The sequence below is a fragment of the Streptomyces sp. NBC_01210 genome (assembly GCF_036010325.1).
Classification (GTDB): domain Bacteria; phylum Actinomycetota; class Actinomycetes; order Streptomycetales; family Streptomycetaceae; genus Streptomyces.
On sequence record NZ_CP108549.1, the window covers coordinates 4185019 to 4202944 of the forward strand.

The following is a 17926-nucleotide window of genomic DNA, read 5'->3' on the forward strand; positions in this document are numbered from 1 at the left end:
GCTCTCTGAGCGCTCAGTTCGCCAGCAAGGACTCCAGTATCGACTCGTTCGGCGCGGTCAGTCCGGGTTCGGCCGCACTCGGGCACCGCGGGTCGAGCCGGAGTCTGGCCAGATCGCGGCCGGCGACGGCCCAGGCATACCGGGACGAGCGTTCCCAGGCCAGCTGCGGCGGGTTGTACCAGCCGTCACCGAGGCCGCCGAGCATGGGCTGAGCCTCCGCGAGCCCTGGTCCGAGCCGGTACACCGAACCGCCGAAGACCGACGCGAACACCTGCCCACGATGGACGCTGAGCTCGCCATAGCTCGGCAGCTTCCCGGTCTGCAGGACCGTACGGGTCTCGAGATCCATGGCGAACCAGGTACCTGCGAGCCGCTTGTAGACCCCGTACAGCACACCGTCGTGCACCGCGATGTGCTGCAGGCTCGCGTATCCCTCGACCGGCGCGACCTCCCACAGCACCTTGCGGTACCGCAGGTCGAAGGCGGCGATCGTGGCGCTCGGCCTGGCCGGCGTTATGCTGCCGCCGCCCCAGGTGTCCCCGGCGAGGTACGCGATCCGGCAGCCGGGCCTGTCGTCCAGCGCGAGCGACATCACGCTCTGGTCCACGATGACATCCGGGTAGACCCTGAGCTTGCGTCTCGACCGGTCCACGACTGTCAGCGCGCCCTTGAGCAGGCCGACTCCCGGGGCGGTCGACAACAGCAGCAGATCCTGGCCCCGTTCGTACGCCATGTCCGTCGGCCGCTGCTGCTCGTTCTCGACGAAGCCCATCGACCGGACCTTGCCGCGGTCCGGGTCGTACTCCAGCAACTCGGTACTCGGGTACATCGCCGCGTACACGTGGTCGCCGACGAGTTGCAGTTGCTTCGGCTCGCCCGGGATCCTGATCCGCTGGGACGTGCCGTTCGCCGGCCGGTGCGTCGTGATCGAGAAGTGCCCGCCGACGTGCACGGTCCCGCGCCTGCCGTACACCATGGACTGCACGGGATCCGGTCCGGACAGGCCGATGTCGATCAGCTCGAGAATGTCCGACGTGCCACTTGCCAGGTTCAGCCACCACAGCCGGCCGCTGCCCGCACCGCCGAGCAGTGTCCCGTCGGACAGCGGCAGCAACGCACGGTGCTCGTCCCCGCCCGCGGGCGCGGCGACCGGCACGAGAGTGTCGCCGTCCCGCCGGTAGACGGTTCCGGTCGGGCGTCCGACGCAGTACAGCGTGCCGTCGGACGTCATCGTCATCGCGTCGATCAGCCGCTCCGGGCCGGGCGTCGGAATCACCCGTGCGTCGCTGCCGTCGGGCGCCATATCCACTACGGACTTGGTGAGCGCCGCGATCACCCGGCCGCCGCGGGCGAGCAGCGCGGCCGCGCCCCCGTAGGGCGTCGGGGTGAGGTTCGTCTTCGCGCCGGTGACGCGGTCGTAGGCGACGACGTAGCCGTGCGGCAGCGTCCCCGCGTAGACGAAGCGCTCGTCCGCGGCGATCGCGCGCACATACATATCGCCCGGCACCGCGACGCCGAGATTGCGCAGGACGCCGGTCTGCGGTTTGTACTCCCAGACTTCGCCGCGCGGGGACGTTCCCGCGTACACCGTGCCGTCGGGCGCCGTGGTGAGACACCAGACGAAGCCGCCCGCCGGGCCCACCGTGCCGATCAGCTTCACCTCGCCGGTGGCCGGATCGAAGCGGTAGATGTCCGAGTACGGATAGGTCCCTGCGTAGACGTGCCCACCCGAGACGGTCGCAGCCCAGCCACCCTCTCCACGGGGGAGCCGGACGGCTCTGGTGAGTTTCTTCGACGCCAGGTCGATCTCACCGAGTATGGGCGGACTTTGACCACGGGCGACGACGTAGACGCGATCGTCGAGCTTCGTCATGCCGACGATGGCGGCGGTGAACGACGCGATGCCGTAGGTGGAGACGGGAGGACCCGAGCAGTGGTCCCCCGCACTGGCTGTGTCCATTCTGTCTGCTGTGTCTGGTCTATCGGCCGTGCCTGCGGTGTCGGTTGTGTCGGCGTTCGCAGCGCCCGGGGCAACCAATTGGCCCGCTACGGACGCCAGGGCGAACCCGGCTCCGGCATGCAATAACCGCCTGCGTTCCATGCATCCCTCCCTTGAGAGATTCGGAATCTCTCAAGGTAGATGCGGATCAACGGCCCGTCATCGCCCCGGCCAGGTTCCACCATGAGACTGTTCCGGTTTGTCCGGTTTAGGATTTTTTATCACGCGGAATCCGTGTACGCGGGAGCGACGCACCCCCGCGGCAATGCGCACCGCAGCGCGCCTCTCCGCGCCTTCATCACCGCCGCGGGGCGAAGCCTTCCGATTAGCGCCTGTATACGTTCCACCCCCTGCGGCGCACGGCGCCGTCGCCGCCAAACCTCTCACCGAGGGGTGTTTTCCAGTCGAAGCAGCCCTCGCACGGAGTGGAGTAGTCCGGGTATTTATGCAGGTCAGGCGGTAGTTTTCTGTTGCACCACTGAAGATCGTCCATATGATGGACACGCCCCCGCACCCGCCCCGAGCTGCCCGAACGACCATTCGGTCACCCCCGAACGAACGTACACGGCCGGAAACGAGCGAACGACGTGCACTCACTGTCCGCATGCGCAAGACTCCCGACCGCAATCGCCCCCCGATCGAAGGAGTTTCACACATGCGTTACATCCGCAACACAGTCGCCGCAGTCGCCACGGCATCTGCCCTTCTCCTGACCGGCACCACGGCCATGGGAGTCGCGCAGGCCCGGCCCACGCAGCCCGCACAGCCCGCACAGCCCGCCAACGCGAAGAGCCTGTACGCGCCGTCCGCGCTCGTACTCAGCTTCAGCAGGGGCGAGGACGCCGCGACCGCCACGGTCGAGCGCGCCGTCACCCTGAACTGCGCCCCGCGTCCTGCGGGAACCCACCCCGCTCCCGCAGCCGCGTGCGCGGAACTCAGCGCCGTCAACGGTGAGTTCGCCGTGCTGACGGAAAAGCCGTCGCACAAGACGTGCACGCGCCAGTGGAGCCCGGTCGTGATCAGCGCCCAGGGCGTGTGGCAGGGCAAGCACGTCACCTGGTCGGCCACGTACGGCAACGAGTGCGAAATGGAAGGAAGCATGGCCGGCGGCAAGGTCTTCGCCTTCTGAACGGCCCCTCACCACGGGTCCCCTGACGCACGTTTACGCCGTGCCACGAGGCCGGTGGCTCACCCCCGCAGCAGAGCACACCACGTAGCCGGTCGACCGGTTGCCGACCTCGCTGATCGCCCAGCCGTTGCCGCCACGGCCGAGGCGATCCCCCCGGGCCCCGCATCGCCGGGCCTCGATTCCCGTCAGGGCGTCAGCACACCATCCAGGAACGGCTCGATCGCCGTCCGCCATCCCTCCGGCTGGTCGTAGTGCACCAGATGGCCCGCGTCCGCCACTTCCCCGTACTCACCCCGCGGCAGGACCCGCACCATCTCCTGCGCCTCCGCGCGGCCCAGTTCGCCGTCCAGACCACGGACCACCAGCGTCGGGCACTGAACCTGGGCCAACTCCTCCCAGTGGGCGTCGTGGACCCACGTTTCACGGGAGGTGAGCATCTGGCGGCGGGAGAAGACCGGGCGCCAGCCGTCCGCCCGTTCCGACATCACCTCTGCGAAGAACTCGCCTCGGGCGGGGTTGTGGCGCTCCACCCAGGGGTCGTCCTCGCCGAACCACTTGCGGACGTCCGCAAGCGTCGCGAACGGGACCGGCCAGGAGCGGAACCAGTCCTCCCACTCACGCTGCGAGGCCGCACCCAGCGCGGAGGCGCGCATATCGCAGATGATCAGGGCCTGGACCAGATCCGGGCGCTTGGCGGCGAGCTGCCAGGCGGTGAGCGCGCCCATGGAGTGGCCGATCAGGGTCACCGGGGCGAGGCCGAGTTGTTCGACGGCGGCCTCGGCGTCCGCGACGTACGCCTCGCGGGTGAACGGGCCTTCGGCCGGCTTGTCGCTGCGGCCATGACCTCGCTGGTCGAGCGCGATCGCACGGTGCCGCTCAGCCAGCCAGCGGGCCGTCGAGGCCCACTGCGAGGCACGGCCCATCAAGCCGTGGAGCAGTAAAACTCCAGGCGCGTGCTCCGTCTCGCCCCTCCCTTTGGGAGGGTCGGCGAACTCCCAGGCAGCCAGGCGTACGCCGTCGGCTCCGGTTACGTCAATGCGCCGCACCATGTGGCCTGGCACCCCCTTCTCTCCCCCGGTGGTCCTGCTCGGTCGCGTTCCGCCAGACTATCGAACCTCTATTCGAAAACACGGTCCTGGCGCGCAACACCCCTCGTTCGAGTGACCGTGCTCAAGGGTTGACCCCCGCAGCCGAGGGAAGATCTTCTGCGGGAGGCGGGCCGCTCGGGGATGACGGTCCGACGGGATTGACCCTGAGAGCTCGGGGCTCCGGGTCAGCACAGGGGAGGACAGGCCCCGGCTCCCATGGGAGCCGGGGCCCTCCTGTGGGTACAGGACGTGCGGCACGCAGGCGTCCGGGACATGCGCATCGCGCGAGACATACGGGTCGAGCGGGACATACGGGTCGAGCGGGACGCGCGCGTCGAGCGGGACATACGGGTGCAGGGCATGCGGGGCTCGCTGAGCGTGCTGGGCGCAGCGTTGAGCGCGCTGGACGTACGGCGGGCGCATCACCCGTATCCCTCCCCGGCCATGGGGTCATATGCCTCAGCCACAGCGTGGCACGCGATTCGCCCGGGCGCTGCCATTCCGGACGGAATGCGGAATCTGGCGGCGGAAACCCGCCACGCGAGGTTCCCGAGGAGTTCCTGAGAGACGCCGGGCGTCGGCTCAGGAGCGCTTCGGGAACCTCAGACCTCGGTCAATGCTCGGCTACTGCTTGGCCACGAATACATGCGAGGCCACATCGGCCGCCAGCTCCGCCGACTCGCCGCTGCTGCCCACGAGCACTCCGCCCGCGGACTCCGTCACGCTGACCACCGAGCCGGGCTGCACGCCCGCCCGCCGCAGCGTGTACATCAGCTGGGCGTCCGTCTGGATCGGCTCGCCGATCCGCCGTACGACCACGGTCTTTCCGTCCGCGCCCGGGTCCAGGTCCGCCAGCGAGACCATGCCGTCGTCCAGGAACGGGTCGGCCTCCGCCTTCTCGCCCAGCTCCTCGAGGCCCGGGATCGGGTTCCCGTACGGCGACTCGGTCGGGTGGCGCAGCAGCTCCAGAACGCGCCGCTCCACCGCCTCGCTCATCACATGCTCCCAGCGACACGCCTCCGCGTGGACCTGCTCCCACTCCAGGCCGATCACGTCCACCAGCAGACACTCGGCCAGCCGGTGTTTGCGCATCACGCGCGTCGCCAGCCGCCTGCCCTCGCCGGTCAGCTCCAGGTGGCGGTCGCCGGCGACCGTCACCAGACCGTCGCGCTCCATACGCGCCACGGTCTGGCTGACCGTCGGACCGCTCTGGTCGAGCCGCTCGGCGATCCGGGCGCGCATGGGCACCACACCTTCCTCTTCGAGCTCGAGGATGGTGCGGAGATACATCTCCGTCGTGTCGATCAGTCCGGACATACGTGCCCCTCGATGCTGTGACTTGAAAACAGTCGTGCGCTGGCCCTGACTCAATTCTGACGCATCCCACTGACAACCGTGCCGTGCCGGGGCAAGCCGTCGGGACGCCTCTCCCCGAGTCCGCTCCCCGAGCCCGTTCCCAGAGCCCGTACGACCGCTCGTACGCGAAGCTGTATTGACATGGCAATGGTCCAGACCGCAACGTGATCCGCGGCACGGGTATTCCCGCCGCGGTGCGCAGCTGCGGTTCCCCCTCCCCGGAAAGGGCTCGGCGATGAGCGAGAGCAAGTTGGCCGGTCAGTTCTTCGACGCCGCGATCGGTCTGCTGCAGCGTGCACGCGACGAGGAGGCGGCGAACATCGCTGCCGCCGGGGTCGCGATCGCGGACACCGTCGCCGCGGGCGGCCGCCTCTTCGCTTTCGGCGCCGGGCACTCCTCGCTCGCCGCGCAGGACGTCGTCTACCGGGCCGGCGGCCTCGCCCTGATGAACCTGCTCGCCGTGCCCGGCGTCGTCGGTGTCGACGTCATGCCGGCCACGCTCGGCTCGGCCCTCGAGCGGGTGGCGGGGCTCGCGGGCGCCGTCCTCGACTCCAGCCCCGCCAAGGCCGGCGACGTCCTCGTGATCATCTCGCTCTCGGGGCGCAACGCGCTGCCCGTCGAGATGGCCATCAACGCCCGCGCGCTCGGGCTCAAGGTCATCGGTGTGACGTCGGTGGCGTACGCGGAGGGCACCAGATCCCGGCACGTCTCCGGCACCTTCCTCAAGGACCACTGCGACATCGTCCTCGACTCCAAGATCGCGGTCGGCGACGCGGAGCTCACCCACGAAGGCATCGAGGCGCCCTTCGCACCCGCGTCGACTGTCGTCACCAGCGCGCTGATGCAGGCGACGATGGCGGCTGCGGCGGAGCAGCTGGTCGAGCGAGGCATCGAGCCGCCGCTGCTGCGCTCGGGCAACGTGGACGGCGGGCACGAGTGGAACGGTCGCGTGATGACGGAGTACGGGGACCGGATCTTCTTCCGACACTAGGTTGCCCCCAGCGCCAAACCCCACCGCCCTTGCGGGCCCCCTCGACCCCGCCGTCAGGCGTCCGCCTGCCCACCCGCCAGCCGCGCCAGGTCCAGCGCCGACGCCGCCAGAACCGCCACGCTCTCCGCGTACACCGCATCCGGGCGTTCGAACGCCGGGCGGCTCGCCCCGCGCAGAAACGTCACCACGCCCAGCGTCCGGCCCCGGCTCCGCAGCACCGTGCACAGCGCGTGCACCGCGTCCCGCGGCCACTGGCGCTCCGCCGCCCAGTCGCCCGCCACCGCACTCGCGGCCGCGCTCGCCCGGACCGAGCCGATGCGGTCCGCCGCCTGGAGCGCCGGGTGGCCCTGCGGGTAGCGCACCGGAATGCCCGCACCCGCCACCGGCACACACGGGCCCGGCGCACCCGAAGGCGTTGCCGCGACGCGCACCAGCCGCTCACCGTCCGCCTCCAGCAGATCGATCAAGGCATGGTCGGCGAAGCCCGCGAGCGCGAAGTCCAGATACGCGGTCGCCGCCTCCATCGCGTCCTCACACTCCGCTGCGGCACGCCCGGCCCGGTGCAACTGGCTCGACCGGAACCGCTGCCGGTCCGCCTCCTGCTCGGCCAGTTTTGCCTCGGTCACATCGTGGAACAGCCACCCCACCCCGAGCGGAACAGGCTCCTCCGCGAGCGGCGAGGCCAGCCGCAGGAACCCACTGCGCAAGCACCGCCGCCGCTCACCCTCGGCCGTGCCCAGCGTCACCCACAACTCCGCCACCCCCCGCGGCGCACCCTCCGCCAGCACATGGTGGAGGTCGCCCTCCAGTTCCTCCACCCCCTGGACGACCAGCTCCCCGAGCGGCCGCCCGAGCGGTGAGGTACGTCCGGCACCCAGCACCCGCGCCGCATAGTCGTTGACGACGGTCGGACGCAGATCCACATCGACCAGTACGACGCCCCAGGACGCGTCCTCGAACAGCGCCTCGCTCAACGCGATCGACCGCTCCAGATCGATCTGCGCATGCACCTCGCTGAACGCGCAGTACACCCCGGCCGGCTTGCCGTCCGCGCCGAGCACCCGCGCCGACTGGGTCCGTACGAGAACCCGTCCGCCGTCCTTGCGCAGCAGCGCGAACTCATGCACGGTCCGCCCCGGCGCGTCCATCGCGGCCATCAGCCGCCCCTGCACCTCTACGGCATCGGCGCTCCGCACCGCCCATCCGGCGAACCCGCGCCGCCCCACCGCCTCCTCGGGCGCCCAGCCGAGAATCCGCTCGGCCTCACGGTTCCAGTGGGTGATCGTGCAGTCCGCGTCGAAGGCGCAGAGCGCGGCGTCCATCCCGTCGAGCAGGGCGGCAAGCAACTCCGCCCCCGGCACCGGCCCGGTCTCCGGCGAACCCACGCCGCCCCGCTCCGGCTCGTCGGGCCCGAGCGCATTGGTGGTCTCACTCCTGGAAGCACTCATCCTGGACCCCCTGCAGGACGCATCCACACATGCTTTTTTGCACCTCAGATCATTCAACTGGAACGTGACGCAGCGCACACTCTGTTCCCGAAAATCGTTGCCTCCGGGAAATTGGGTTGTGGCCTCCTGGACCGCTTCCTAAGGTGTTGGTCACACGGTGAAAGGAGGTGATCCGGAAGTGATTTCGTTTCGGATGCGTGAGGTGACTGCGGGCTGACGGCCCGTCGTCGCACTCTGTGTGCAGCCGACAGAACCGTCGGCCGAAATACCTAGCAGTCACCGACCCGCGGGCTCGCCGGCACATCCGGCCGGCCCCTCCGCAAGGAGGGACCAGAGCCCGCGGGTTTCTGCGTTCCCGGGACGGCCCCCGGCATGTCGCAGCCGCCGCCTCGCGAACGACTCAGGGTGACAGTCGCTCCACCTGCCACGCGGACCCGGCACGGACATACCGCAGCCGGTCGTGCAGCCGGTTCTCGTGGCCCTGCCAGAACTCCACCGCTTCCGGCTCGACCCGGTAGCCGCCCCACTCCGGCGGCGCCGGGACCTGCTCGCCCTCCGGGTAGCGGGCCGCCAGTTCCTCGTACTTGCGCAGCAGTTCCTCCCGCGAGGCGATCACCGAGGACTGGGCGCTGGCCCAGGCGCCGAGCTGAGAGCCGTGCGGGCGGGTGCGGAAGTAGGCGACCGTCTCGTCGCGGCCGATGCGGGACGCCGTGCCGGTGACGATGACCTGGCGGGCCAGACCGTGCCAGGGGAAGAGCAGCGAGATGTACGGATTGGCGGCGAGCTCGCGGCCTTTGCGGGAGGCGTAATTGGTGTAGAAGACGAAGCCGCGCCCGTCGAAGTGCTTCAGCAGTACGGTGCGCGACGACGGGCGGCCGTCGGGTGCGGCCGTGGAGACGATCATGGCGTTCGGCTCACGCAGACCGCCGGACGCGGCGTCCCGGAACCAGCGGGCGAACTGGTCCATGGGCGTGGGCGCCAGATCTGACTCCAGGAGCGCGGTGGAGCGGTACTGCTCCCGCATGACGGCGGGGTCGTGCGAAGCGGAATCCGGGGCCGGGGCGGCGGGATCCGGGTCCGGGGCAGCGGGATCCGGGTCCGGGGCAGCGGGATCCGAGTTCGGAGCGGCGGGATCCGAGTTCGGTGCGGCGTAGTCGGTCACGGGGGCCATCCTGCCGCAGTGGCCCAGTCTGCCCGGCACGGAGTGCCCCTAACCCTCCCCGCCCGAAATGGGGCAGTGTGCCGGATGTCACGCTTCCCCGCATCAGCCGGACCCGCCAAAATCTTGGGTCGGGCCACTGTGGCCTCCATACAGCAGGGGATATCGTCCTGCCTTCCCGACGGTTTGGGTGACCACCAACCGCGCGGGGCATCACCGGGGTGACCGACCCACACCGTCGTACGCATGTTGAGGAGCCGCCTGATGTCCGACTTCGTACCTGGACTCGAGGGAGTCGTCGCGTTCGAAACGGAGATCGCCGAACCCGACAGGGAGGGCGGCTCCCTCCGCTACCGGGGCGTCGATATCGAGGATCTGGTGGGCCACGTCTCCTTCGGAAACGTGTGGGGCCTGCTCGTCGACGGCGCCTTCAACCCCGGCCTGCCCCCGGCTGAGCCCTTCCCCATCCCCGTGCACTCCGGCGACATCCGGGTCGATGTGCAGTCGGCGCTGGCGATGCTCGCCCCGGTGTGGGGTCTGAAGCCGCTGCTGGACATCGACGAGGCGACGGCCCGCGACGACCTGGCACGGGCCGCGGTGATGGCGCTGTCGTACGTCGCCCAGTCGGCGCGCGGCCAGGGCCTGCCGATGGTCCCGCAGAAGGAGATCGACAAGGCGCAGTCCGTCGTCGAGCGCTTCATGATCCGCTGGCGCGGGGAGCCGGACCCGCGGCACGTCAAGGCCGTCGACGCGTACTGGACGTCGGCCGCCGAGCACGGCATGAATGCCTCCACGTTCACCGCCCGGGTCATCGCGTCCACCGGCGCGGATGTGGCGGCCGCGCTGTCGGGTGCGGTCGGCGCCATGTCGGGGCCGCTGCACGGTGGCGCGCCGTCCCGTGTGCTCGGCATGATCGAGGAGATCGAGCGCACGGGTGACGCGACCGCGTATGTGAAGCGGGCCCTGGACAAGGGCGAGCGGCTGATGGGCTTCGGGCACCGGGTCTACCGGGCCGAGGACCCTCGGGCGCGCGTGCTGCGCCGTACGGCCAAGGAGCTGGACGCGCCGCGCTTCGAGGTGGCGGAGGCGCTGGAGCGGGCCGCGCTGGAGGAGCTGCACAACCGCCGCCCGGACCGTGTCCTGGCGACGAACGTGGAGTTCTGGGCCGCGATCATGCTGGACTTCGCGGAGGTCCCGGCGCATATGTTCACGTCGATGTTCACCTGTGCCCGTACGGCGGGCTGGTCGGCGCACATCCTGGAACAGAAGCGCACGGGCCGGCTGGTGCGTCCGTCCGCGCGGTACATCGGGCCTGGGCCGCGGAACCCGCGCGCGATCGTCGGCTACGACGACATCGCGGACTGACCTCGCGGACCGACCTTTCGGACCGACCTTCCGGACTTACGTCCCGAGGAAGCTGCGGTACGGCGCCGAGTCCCTGATCGCAGGGGTACGGCGCCGTTCGCGTGCCGTCGTCACGCCGGGACGAGCAGGTCCCGGTGGTGGCGGGCGGCCACCTGCGGATGGGCCCGCAGCCAGCCCTTGAGCTCGTTGCGGCCGTACTCGGCGAAGAGCGGGTTGGCCGGGTCGGCGGTGACACCGGGCGCGTCCGCCGCGTGCGGGAAGGGCACCGGGGCGATCCGGGCGTCCAGGCGCGGGTTGTAGAAGAACGGCACGGAGTAGCGCTCGGTGGCCCCGGCCGGGCTGACCACACGGTGGTTGGTGGCCAGCAGATAGCCGTTGGTGGCGACTTCGAGGAGCTCGCCGAGGTTGACGACGAAGGCGCCGGGGATCGGCGGCACCTCGTGGAAGAGCCCGTCGCCGCGCTGCACCTGGAGGCCGCCTATCTCGTCCTGGTGGAGCAGCGTGAGGAAGCCGTAGTCCTTGTGGGCGCCGACGCCCTGGTCGCTGCCGTCGCCCGCGCTGCCCGGGTAGCGGACCAGCTTGAGGTGCAGATGGGGCCGGTCGGCGAAGATCTCGTCGTAGAAGTCCGGGGGCGCGCCGATGGCGGCGAGCAGCTCGTGCAGCAGCTTGTGCGCGACGCCGCTGAGCCGGTCGATCCAGCCGAGTGCGGCGGTGCGCAGGGCCGGGAGGGCGGCGGGCCACTGGTTGGGGCCTTCCAGCCACCAGTAGCCGGGCTCGCCGGGTGCGGGGATGTGCGCGGGGCGTTCGGCGCCGATGTCGAGCTGGTCGCGCCAGTCGCGGCTGCCGCCGGTGCGTTCGTCGCCGGTGCGGGTGTAGCCGCGGAAGTGGGGCGAGTTGAGGTTGGAGACGGCGAGCCGGTCCGCCTCCGGGAGGGCGAAGAAGGCCCGCATCGCGCCGGTGAGGGCGGTGGTCTCGGCCTCGCTGACACCGTGGCCGATGAGCTGGAAGAAGCCGACGTCGTGGGCGGCGCTGTGGAGCTGCGCGTGGAGCAGCGCGCGGGACTGGGGGCCTCGGTCGGCTGCGGAGAGGTCGATGACGGGAAGCTGCAAGTACGACATGGGTACGTCCGCTGAGGTGTGTCCCGGCCGCCGCTCCCGGCGATGGCCGGGACGCGTACCGCCGGCGGGCCGCCTGGGTGGGGCGGAGCCGGGGTGACCGGGTGGGGTGGAGAGGGGGGCTGGGTCAGACGGAGCGTCGACAGCCCATGCTCGTCACGCGGACGTAGTCCACGTGGCGGCGGCGTACAAGCAGGAGCATTGGCCCAGGATACTGCGGAGGGGCCGGGATGCCAGTAGCCCGTGTCACAGCCCCGGGCCATGGTGCGGTGGGCCGCCTCTGTGAGTGATCAGCCCAGCGCCTCGTCCAGCAGTGCCGCCCACTGGGCCACCACTCTCCGACGGCGCGCGGTGTCATCCGTGAGGAGGTTCGCGAGGCCCAGGCCGCGGGCCATGTCGAGCAGGCCCTGGACCGTTTCGCGTACGCCGGGCCGTGACTCGTCCGCGTTCAGCAGCTGGACCGCGATCCGATGGGTCTCGCGGCCGACGCGCGCCTCCAGTTCCGTGACGCGCGAACGCAGTTGCTCCTCGTTGGAAGCGGCGACCCACAGCTGCAGGGCGGCCCGGAACAGCGGCCCCGTATAGAGGTCGACGAGGGCCGCGACGAGCGCCGTCCGGTCCTGTGTCGCCAGCTCCCGCAACGCCTGCGAGCGCTCCTCCGCGACGTACTCCACCGCCGCCGTGAACAGATCCTCCCTGGTCGGGAAGTGGTGCTGGGCCGCACCCCGCGAGACCCCGGCCCGCTCGGCGACCACCGAGACGGTCGAGCCCGCCCAGCCGCGCTCGGCGAGACAGGACACCGCGGCCTCGAGCAGCCGCTGCCGGGTGGCCCGGCTGCGGTCCTGCTTGGGAGGTGTCACAACACCCATGCGGGGTCCCGTCGTTCGAGGAAAGCGGTCATGCCCTCGCGTGCTTCCGCCGACGCGAAGAGCGAGGCCGAGCGCTGGACCAGGTCTTCGGCGTCCCGGTCGAAGGTCTCCAGCACCCTAGCCGCGAGCAGCTGTTTTGATGCGGCCAGGCCCTGCGGGGAGGCTCGGCGCAGCCCGTCCAGCACGGGGCCGAGCGCGACGTCCACATCGTCGGCGGTGAGCGTGATCAGTCCGATGCGGGCCGCTTCCGCCGCGTCGAAGCGTTCGCCGGTGAGGTAGTAGCGCTCGGCCGCGCGCGGGTCCAGGCGCGGCAGCAGCGGCAGCGAGATCACGGCGGGGGCGACCCCGATGCGTACCTCCGTGAAGGCGAAGTCCGCGGCGCTCGTGGCGGCGGCGATGTCGCAGGCGCCGAGCAGACCGAGGCCGCCGGCCCGTACATGGCCGGTGACACGGGCCACCACGGGCTTCGGCAGCGTGACGATCTGCCGCAGCAGACCGACGAAGGTGTACGGATTGGGCGGGGCCTTCAGATCGGCGCCCGCGCTGAACGTGGAACCGGTGTGGGTGAGGACGACGGCCCGTACGGTCTCGTCCTTGCCGCAGTCGGTCAGTGCCTGCGCCAGCTCGCCGACGAGCCGCGCCGACAGGGCGTTGCGGTTCTCCGGCGAATCCAGCGTCAGGGTGGTGATGCCGCGCTCGTGGGCGGTGGCGACCAGCGTCACGTGTTTTCCCTCTCCCGGTCCCTCAGTTCACGCCTGAGGATCTTTCCCGAGGCGGCGCGCGGCACGCCGCCGATGAACTCGACGCGGCGGACCTTCTTGTACGGCGCCACGCGTTCGGCGACGTAGGCGAGGACGTCGTCCTCGGTGAGGTCCTCCGCGGCCCGCTGCCGTACGACGTACGCCTTCGGGATCTCGTTCCCGTCCGCGTCGTACACCCCTATCACCGCCGCGTCCGCTATGCCTTCGTGGGTGAGCAGCAGCGCCTCCAGCTCGGCGGGTGCGACCTGGAAGCCCTTGTACTTGATGAGTTCCTTGACCCGGTCGACGACGAAGAGCCAGCCGTCGGCGTCGACGCGCCCGATGTCACCGGTGTGTACCCAGCCGTCGGCGTCGATCATGTCGGCGGTGGCGTCGGGGCGGCCCAGGTAGCCCTTCATCACCTGCGGCCCGCGGATCGCGACCTCGCCCTCCTCGCCGACGCCGACGTCCTTGCCGGGGTCGGCGAGGGAGAGGATCCGCATCTCGGTGTTGGGCAGGAGCTGTCCCACGGCCCCGGGCGGCGGGGCCGCCGCGGCCAGCGGCACAACGTGTGTGCCGGGTGAGAGCTCGGTCATGCCGTACGCCTGCAGGACCGGCGGCAGTCCCAGCCGGGTTGAGCAGACCTGTGCCAGCCGGGCGTCGAGCGGGGCCGCGGCGCTGACGATGTACTCGAGCGACGACAGGTCGTACTGCGCGACGGCCGGGTCCTTGGCGAGGGCGAGGACGATCGGCGGGGCGACGTACAGGCCGTTGATGCGGTGCTTCTCGATCGCCGCGAGGAAGGTGTCGAGCTCGAAGCGGGGCAGTACGACGACGGTGGCGCCGTGGCTGAGCGGGGCGTTCATCAGGGCGGTGAGGCCGTAGATGTGGAAGAAGGGCAGCACGGCGAGGATCCGGTCGCCGGGGCCCATCGGGATCAACGGCTGGAGCTGCGCGAGGTTGGTCGCGATGGAGCGGTGGGTGAGCATGACGCCCTTGGGGACGCCGGTGGTGCCGGAGGAGTACGGCAGGGCCGCGACGTCCTCGGACGGGTCGATGGCGACGTCCGGCTCGGGTGCGGTCGAGCCGAGCATGTCGAGGATGCTCACATGCCCGTCGGAGCGGTCGCAGACGAAGATCTCCTCGATGCCGGCGACGAGTTCGGCGGCCCGGCGGGCGATCTCGAGGAACGGTGAGACGGTGACGATCCAGCGGGCGGAGGAGTCGCGGAGCTGTTTGGCGAACTCCTCCGCCGTGGCGAGCGGATGGACGGTGGTGACGGAGGCACCGGCGCGCGTGGCCCCGTAGAAGACGGCGGGGTACGCGACGGTGTTGGGGCTGTGCAGGGCGAGGACATCGCCCTTGCGCAGACCCGCGTCGGCGAGCGAGGCGGCGATCCGGCGGTGGAAGGTGTCGAGCTGGGCGTACGTGAGGGTGGTGCCGTTCACGCCGTCGACCAGGGCGATCGTGTCGCCGTACTCGGCGGTGGCCCGGCCGAGCACCACGTCGTGGATCGGCTCGGCGACGGCGGGAACGTCTACGTACTCGCTGTGGAACACCATTGCGGCCCCCTCGGCTCTGTGGACGGCCAGAATCCCCCGTCTCAGTACGACTTGGGGAGACCCAGGGACTGGTGGGATACGTAGTTGAGAATCATCTCGCGGCTGACCGGGGCGATCCGGGCGACGCGGGCGGCGGTGATCAGGGATGCGAGGCCGTACTCGCGGGTGAGGCCGTTGCCGCCGAGGGTGTGCACGGCCTGGTCGACGGCCTTGACGCAGGCTTCGCCGGCGGCGTACTTGGCCATGTTGGCTGCCTCACCGGCGCCGATGTCGTCGCCGGCGTCGTAGAGGGCGGCGGCCTTCTGCATCATCAGGCGGGCGAGTTCGAGCTCGATGTGGGCCTGGGCGAGGGGATGGGCGATGGCCTGGTGGCCGCCGATGGGCTGCTTCCAGACCTGGCGGGTCTTCGCGTAGTCGATGGCTTTGGTGAGTGCGTACCGGCCCATGCCGATGCCGAAGGCGGCGGTCATGATGCGCTCGGGGTTGAGCCCGGCGAAGAGCTGGAGGAGCCCGGCGTCCTCATCGCCGACCAGGGCGTTGTCGGGGAGGTGGACCTCGTCCAGTACGAGCTCGAACTGCTTCTCCTGGGCCTGGAGTTCCATGTCGATCTGCGAGCGCTGGAAGCCCTGGGCCTCGCGGGGGACGATGAAGAGACAGGGCTTGAGATTGCCCGTGCGCGAGTCCTCGGTACGGCCCACGATGAGGGTCGCGTCGGCGATGTCGACGCCCGAGATGAAGACCTTGCGGCCGTTGAGGATCCAGCCGTCGTCGGTCTTGCGGGCGGTGGTGGTGATCCGGTGCGAGTTCGACCCGGCGTCGGGCTCGGTGATGCCGAAGGCCATGGTGAGGCTGCCGTCGGAGAGACCGGGGAGCCAGGTGCGCTTCTGTTCGTCGGTGCCGAAGCGGGCGATGACGGTGCCGCAGATGGCGGGTGAGACGACCATCATGAGGAGCGGACAACCGGCGGCGCCCAACTCCTCGAGAACAATGGACAGTTCCTGCATTCCACCGCCTCCGCCGCCGTGCTCCTCGGGGAGGTTCACGCCGAGGTAGCCGAGCTTGGCGGCCTCGGCCCACAGCTCCTCGCGTACGTATCCCCGGCCGTGCCGCTGCCCGAGTGCGGCAACAGCGGCGCGCAGTGCGGTGTGTTCCTGGCTCTCGATGTTCATGACGCTGTCTCCTCCTGTGTGGCTGGCGCCACTACTTCGTTGACGACGGCGAGCAGAGCACCGACCTCGACCTGACGGCCGGGTACGGCGTGGAGCGCGGTGAGAATGCCGGAGGCGGGCGACACGATGCGGTGCTCCATCTTCATGGCCTCCAGCCAGACAAGCGGCTGCCCCTCTCTCACCCGGCTCCCTTCGGCGAGCCCGTCGCCGACCCGGACGACGGTCCCGGGCATGGGCGCGAGCAGCGAACCGGGCCGGGTCCGGTCCTGGGGGTCGGCGAACCGGGGCTGTACGGCGAGGGAGTGGGCGCCGGTGGGGCTGTCGACGTGGACGTGCCCGTCGCCGTGATCGGTGACGTCGAAGTGCCGTACGACTCCGTCGATCTCCAGCCGTACGCGGCGGGCGTCGGCGGTGACGACGCGGACGCCGGGATCGTCGACGAGTTCGAACCCGCCGCGGGTGGGGCGGTAGCGGACCTCGTGGTCGCCGTAGACCTTGAGCTGCGCCTGGGACGGCAGGTTCCGCCAGGCGCCGAGCCGTGCGGTGACGGTTGTGCCGGGGCGGCTCACGGCATCCGCGAGGGCGGCGGCGACGGCCGCGTGGCGCTCTCCTTCGGCGGGCACGGTGAGTGCGTCGAGGTTGCGCTCGTAGAACCCGGTGTCGATCTGTGCGCCGATGAACTCGGGGTGCTCCAGGGACCGTACGAGCAGCTCCCGGTTGGTGACGGGCCCGTGCAGGCGCGCCCGCCGCAGGGCGTGGGCGAGCCGCCGCACGGCTTCGCCGCGGGTGGGCGCCCAGGCGATGACCTTGGCGATCATGGGGTCGTAGTGCACGCCGATGGAGTCACCGGCGGTGTATCCGGTGTCGACGCGCAGGCCGGGAGCGGCTCCGGGGACCGCCAGCTCGTGCAGCACCCCCGTCTGCGGTGTCCACCCCTTCGACGGGTCCTCCGCGTACAGCCGCGCCTCCACCGCGTGGCCGTTCGCCGGTGGCGGGGTCTTGGGCAGCGCCGAGCCTTCCGCCACGCGCAGCTGCAGCGCCACCAGGTCGAGGCCGAACACCGCCTCGGTGACCGGGTGTTCCACCTGGAGGCGGGTGTTCATCTCCAGGAAGTGCGACCGGCCCTGTGGCGAGACCAGGAACTCCACGGTTCCCGCGCCCCGGTAACCCACCGCCCGCGCCGCCTCGACCGCCGACTCGTGCAGCGTCGCGACCAGCGCGGCCGGCAGGCCCGGCGCCGGGGACTCCTCGATGACCTTCTGGTGCCGGCGCTGGAGCGAGCAGTCGCGCGTGCCCAGCGCCCACACCGTGCCGTACGCGTCCGCCAGGACCTGCACTTCCACATGGCGGCCGCGTTCGATGTACGGCTCCAGGAACACCTCGCCGTCACCGAACGCCGACGCCGCCTCCGACGCGGCTGCCTCCAACTCTCCTTCCAGAGCCGCGAGTTCGCGGACAACGCGCATGCCCCGGCCGCCACCCCCCGCCGCCGCCTTCACCAGCAGCGGCAGGTCCGCCTCCGTGACCGTCGCCGGGTCGAGCGGCGCGCCACCCATCAGCTCCTTCGCCCGCGTCTTGGACGCCATCGCCTCGATGGCGGAAGGCGGCGGGCCGATCCACACCAGCCCCGCGTCCGCCACCGCCCGTGCGAACTCCGCGTTCTCGGACAGGAAGCCGTACCCCGGGTGCACCGCGTCCGCGCCCGCCGCCAGCGCCGCCTTCACGATCAGGTCGCCGCGCAGATACGTGTCCGCGGGCGCAGCGCCCGGCAGCCGTACCGCCGCGTCCGCCTCCCGGACATGCAACGCCGACGCGTCCGCGTCCGAGTACACCGCGACCGTCGCGATCCCCAGCTCCCGGCACGTACGGAACACCCGGCACGCGATCTCGCCACGGTTGGCGACAAGAACAGAAGAGATCATCACTGCCTCACTCA

General features: G+C 70.6%; 15 protein-coding genes. 4 read left to right on the forward strand and 11 right to left on the reverse strand.

Annotation, left to right across the window (positions count from 1 at the left end; genetic code table 11):
- Nucleotides 1-13: 13 nt before the first annotated feature.
- Nucleotides 14-1960, reverse strand: coding sequence for a hypothetical protein (locus OG735_RS18770; protein ID WP_327324347.1), 1947 nt, complete (start codon nucleotides 1958-1960; stop codon nucleotides 14-16).
- 694 nt (nucleotides 1961-2654) lie between these two features.
- Between OG735_RS18770 and OG735_RS18775 the strand changes: the two genes are divergently transcribed.
- Nucleotides 2655-3128 (forward strand): subtilase-type protease inhibitor, encoded by a 474-nt coding sequence (locus tag OG735_RS18775; RefSeq protein WP_327324348.1) that lies wholly within the window; start codon nucleotides 2655-2657, stop codon nucleotides 3126-3128.
- A gap of 185 nt (nucleotides 3129-3313) precedes the next feature.
- Here the strand turns inward: OG735_RS18775 and OG735_RS18780 are convergent, their stop codons facing one another.
- On the reverse strand, nucleotides 3314-4177 hold the full coding sequence (locus OG735_RS18780) for an alpha/beta fold hydrolase (protein ID WP_327324349.1): 864 nt from the start codon (nucleotides 4175-4177) through the stop codon (nucleotides 3314-3316).
- A 312-nt stretch (nucleotides 4178-4489) separates the two neighbouring features.
- Between OG735_RS18780 and OG735_RS18785 the strand changes: the two genes are divergently transcribed.
- On the forward strand, nucleotides 4490-4780 hold the full coding sequence (locus OG735_RS18785; protein ID WP_327324350.1) for a hypothetical protein: 291 nt from the start codon (nucleotides 4490-4492) through the stop codon (nucleotides 4778-4780).
- Between the two features lie 60 nt (nucleotides 4781-4840).
- On the opposite strand, the gene OG735_RS18790 is transcribed toward OG735_RS18785, so the two are convergent.
- The gene (locus OG735_RS18790; protein ID WP_327324351.1) at nucleotides 4841-5533 is read right to left on the reverse strand and encodes a metal-dependent transcriptional regulator; all 693 of its coding nucleotides are present in this window, start codon (nucleotides 5531-5533) and stop codon (nucleotides 4841-4843) included.
- A 274-nt stretch (nucleotides 5534-5807) separates the two neighbouring features.
- On the opposite strand from OG735_RS18790, the gene OG735_RS18795 reads away from it, so the two are divergent.
- Nucleotides 5808-6563 (forward strand): SIS domain-containing protein, encoded by a 756-nt coding sequence (locus OG735_RS18795; RefSeq protein WP_327324352.1) that lies wholly within the window; start codon nucleotides 5808-5810, stop codon nucleotides 6561-6563.
- A 53-nt stretch (nucleotides 6564-6616) separates the two neighbouring features.
- On the opposite strand, the gene OG735_RS18800 is transcribed toward OG735_RS18795, so the two are convergent.
- A complete protein-coding gene (locus tag OG735_RS18800; protein WP_327324353.1) occupies nucleotides 6617-8011 on the reverse strand; it encodes a PAS domain-containing protein in 1395 nt (464 codons plus the stop codon).
- A gap of 400 nt (nucleotides 8012-8411) precedes the next feature.
- Entirely contained in the window at nucleotides 8412-9035 is a 624-nt protein-coding gene (gene pdxH, locus OG735_RS18805) for a pyridoxamine 5'-phosphate oxidase (RefSeq protein WP_327328370.1), read from the reverse strand.
- A gap of 399 nt (nucleotides 9036-9434) precedes the next feature.
- Between pdxH and OG735_RS18810 the strand changes: the two genes are divergently transcribed.
- Nucleotides 9435-10535 carry a citrate synthase 2 gene (locus tag OG735_RS18810; RefSeq protein WP_327324354.1) on the forward strand — a complete coding sequence of 367 codons (1101 nt, stop codon included), beginning with the start codon at nucleotides 9435-9437 and terminating at the stop codon, nucleotides 10533-10535.
- Between the two features lie 110 nt (nucleotides 10536-10645).
- Here OG735_RS18810 and OG735_RS18815 read toward each other — a convergent pair whose 3' ends face one another.
- The 6 genes from OG735_RS18815 to OG735_RS18840 form a co-directional block, all read right to left on the reverse strand.
- Nucleotides 10646-11653, reverse strand: coding sequence for an isopenicillin N synthase family dioxygenase (locus OG735_RS18815; protein ID WP_327324355.1), 1008 nt, complete (start codon nucleotides 11651-11653; stop codon nucleotides 10646-10648).
- A 287-nt stretch (nucleotides 11654-11940) separates the two neighbouring features.
- A complete protein-coding gene (locus tag OG735_RS18820; protein ID WP_327324356.1) occupies nucleotides 11941-12519 on the reverse strand; it encodes a TetR/AcrR family transcriptional regulator in 579 nt (192 codons plus the stop codon).
- Entirely contained in the window at nucleotides 12507-13241 is a 735-nt protein-coding gene (locus OG735_RS18825; RefSeq protein WP_327324357.1) for an enoyl-CoA hydratase family protein, read from the reverse strand. The genes OG735_RS18820 and OG735_RS18825 overlap by 13 nt, the downstream gene beginning before the upstream one ends.
- Nucleotides 13238-14821, reverse strand: a complete 1584-nt coding sequence (locus OG735_RS18830; RefSeq protein ID WP_327324358.1) for an AMP-binding protein — start codon at nucleotides 14819-14821, stop codon at nucleotides 13238-13240. Before OG735_RS18830 ends, OG735_RS18825 begins: the two co-directional genes overlap by 4 nt.
- 41 nt (nucleotides 14822-14862) lie before the next feature.
- Nucleotides 14863-15990, reverse strand: a complete 1128-nt coding sequence (locus OG735_RS18835; protein WP_327324359.1) for an acyl-CoA dehydrogenase family protein — start codon at nucleotides 15988-15990, stop codon at nucleotides 14863-14865.
- The gene (locus tag OG735_RS18840; protein WP_327324360.1) at nucleotides 15987-17912 is read right to left on the reverse strand and encodes an ATP-binding protein; all 1926 of its coding nucleotides are present in this window, start codon (nucleotides 17910-17912) and stop codon (nucleotides 15987-15989) included. The genes OG735_RS18835 and OG735_RS18840 overlap by 4 nt, the downstream gene beginning before the upstream one ends.
- Nucleotides 17913-17926: the final 14 nt, after the last annotated feature.

Bases quoted from the DNA above. Each gene is read 5' to 3' on its own strand.
- OG735_RS18840 (WP_327324360.1), bottom strand. From the start codon at position 17,912: ATGATCTCTTCTGTTCTTGTCGCCAACCGTGGCGAGATCGCGTGCCGG.
- OG735_RS18800 (WP_327324353.1), bottom strand. From the start codon at position 8,011: ATGAGTGCTTCCAGGAGTGAGACCACCAATGCGCTCGGGCCCGACGAG.
- OG735_RS18780 (WP_327324349.1), bottom strand. From the start codon at position 4,177: ATGGTGCGGCGCATTGACGTAACCGGAGCCGACGGCGTACGCCTGGCT.
- OG735_RS18810 (WP_327324354.1), top strand. From the start codon at position 9,435: ATGTCCGACTTCGTACCTGGACTCGAGGGAGTCGTCGCGTTCGAAACG.
- OG735_RS18770 (WP_327324347.1), bottom strand. From the start codon at position 1,960: ATGGACACAGCCAGTGCGGGGGACCACTGCTCGGGTCCTCCCGTCTCC.
- OG735_RS18790 (WP_327324351.1), bottom strand. From the start codon at position 5,533: ATGTCCGGACTGATCGACACGACGGAGATGTATCTCCGCACCATCCTC.
- OG735_RS18835 (WP_327324359.1), bottom strand. From the start codon at position 15,990: ATGAACATCGAGAGCCAGGAACACACCGCACTGCGCGCCGCTGTTGCC.
- pdxH (WP_327328370.1), bottom strand. From the start codon at position 9,035: ATGCGGGAGCAGTACCGCTCCACCGCGCTCCTGGAGTCAGATCTGGCG.
- OG735_RS18785 (WP_327324350.1), top strand. From the start codon at position 4,490: ATGCGCATCGCGCGAGACATACGGGTCGAGCGGGACATACGGGTCGAG.
- OG735_RS18830 (WP_327324358.1), bottom strand. From the start codon at position 14,821: ATGGTGTTCCACAGCGAGTACGTAGACGTTCCCGCCGTCGCCGAGCCG.
- OG735_RS18815 (WP_327324355.1), bottom strand. From the start codon at position 11,653: ATGTCGTACTTGCAGCTTCCCGTCATCGACCTCTCCGCAGCCGACCGA.
- OG735_RS18775 (WP_327324348.1), top strand. From the start codon at position 2,655: ATGCGTTACATCCGCAACACAGTCGCCGCAGTCGCCACGGCATCTGCC.
- OG735_RS18795 (WP_327324352.1), top strand. From the start codon at position 5,808: ATGAGCGAGAGCAAGTTGGCCGGTCAGTTCTTCGACGCCGCGATCGGT.
- OG735_RS18820 (WP_327324356.1), bottom strand. From the start codon at position 12,519: ATGGGTGTTGTGACACCTCCCAAGCAGGACCGCAGCCGGGCCACCCGG.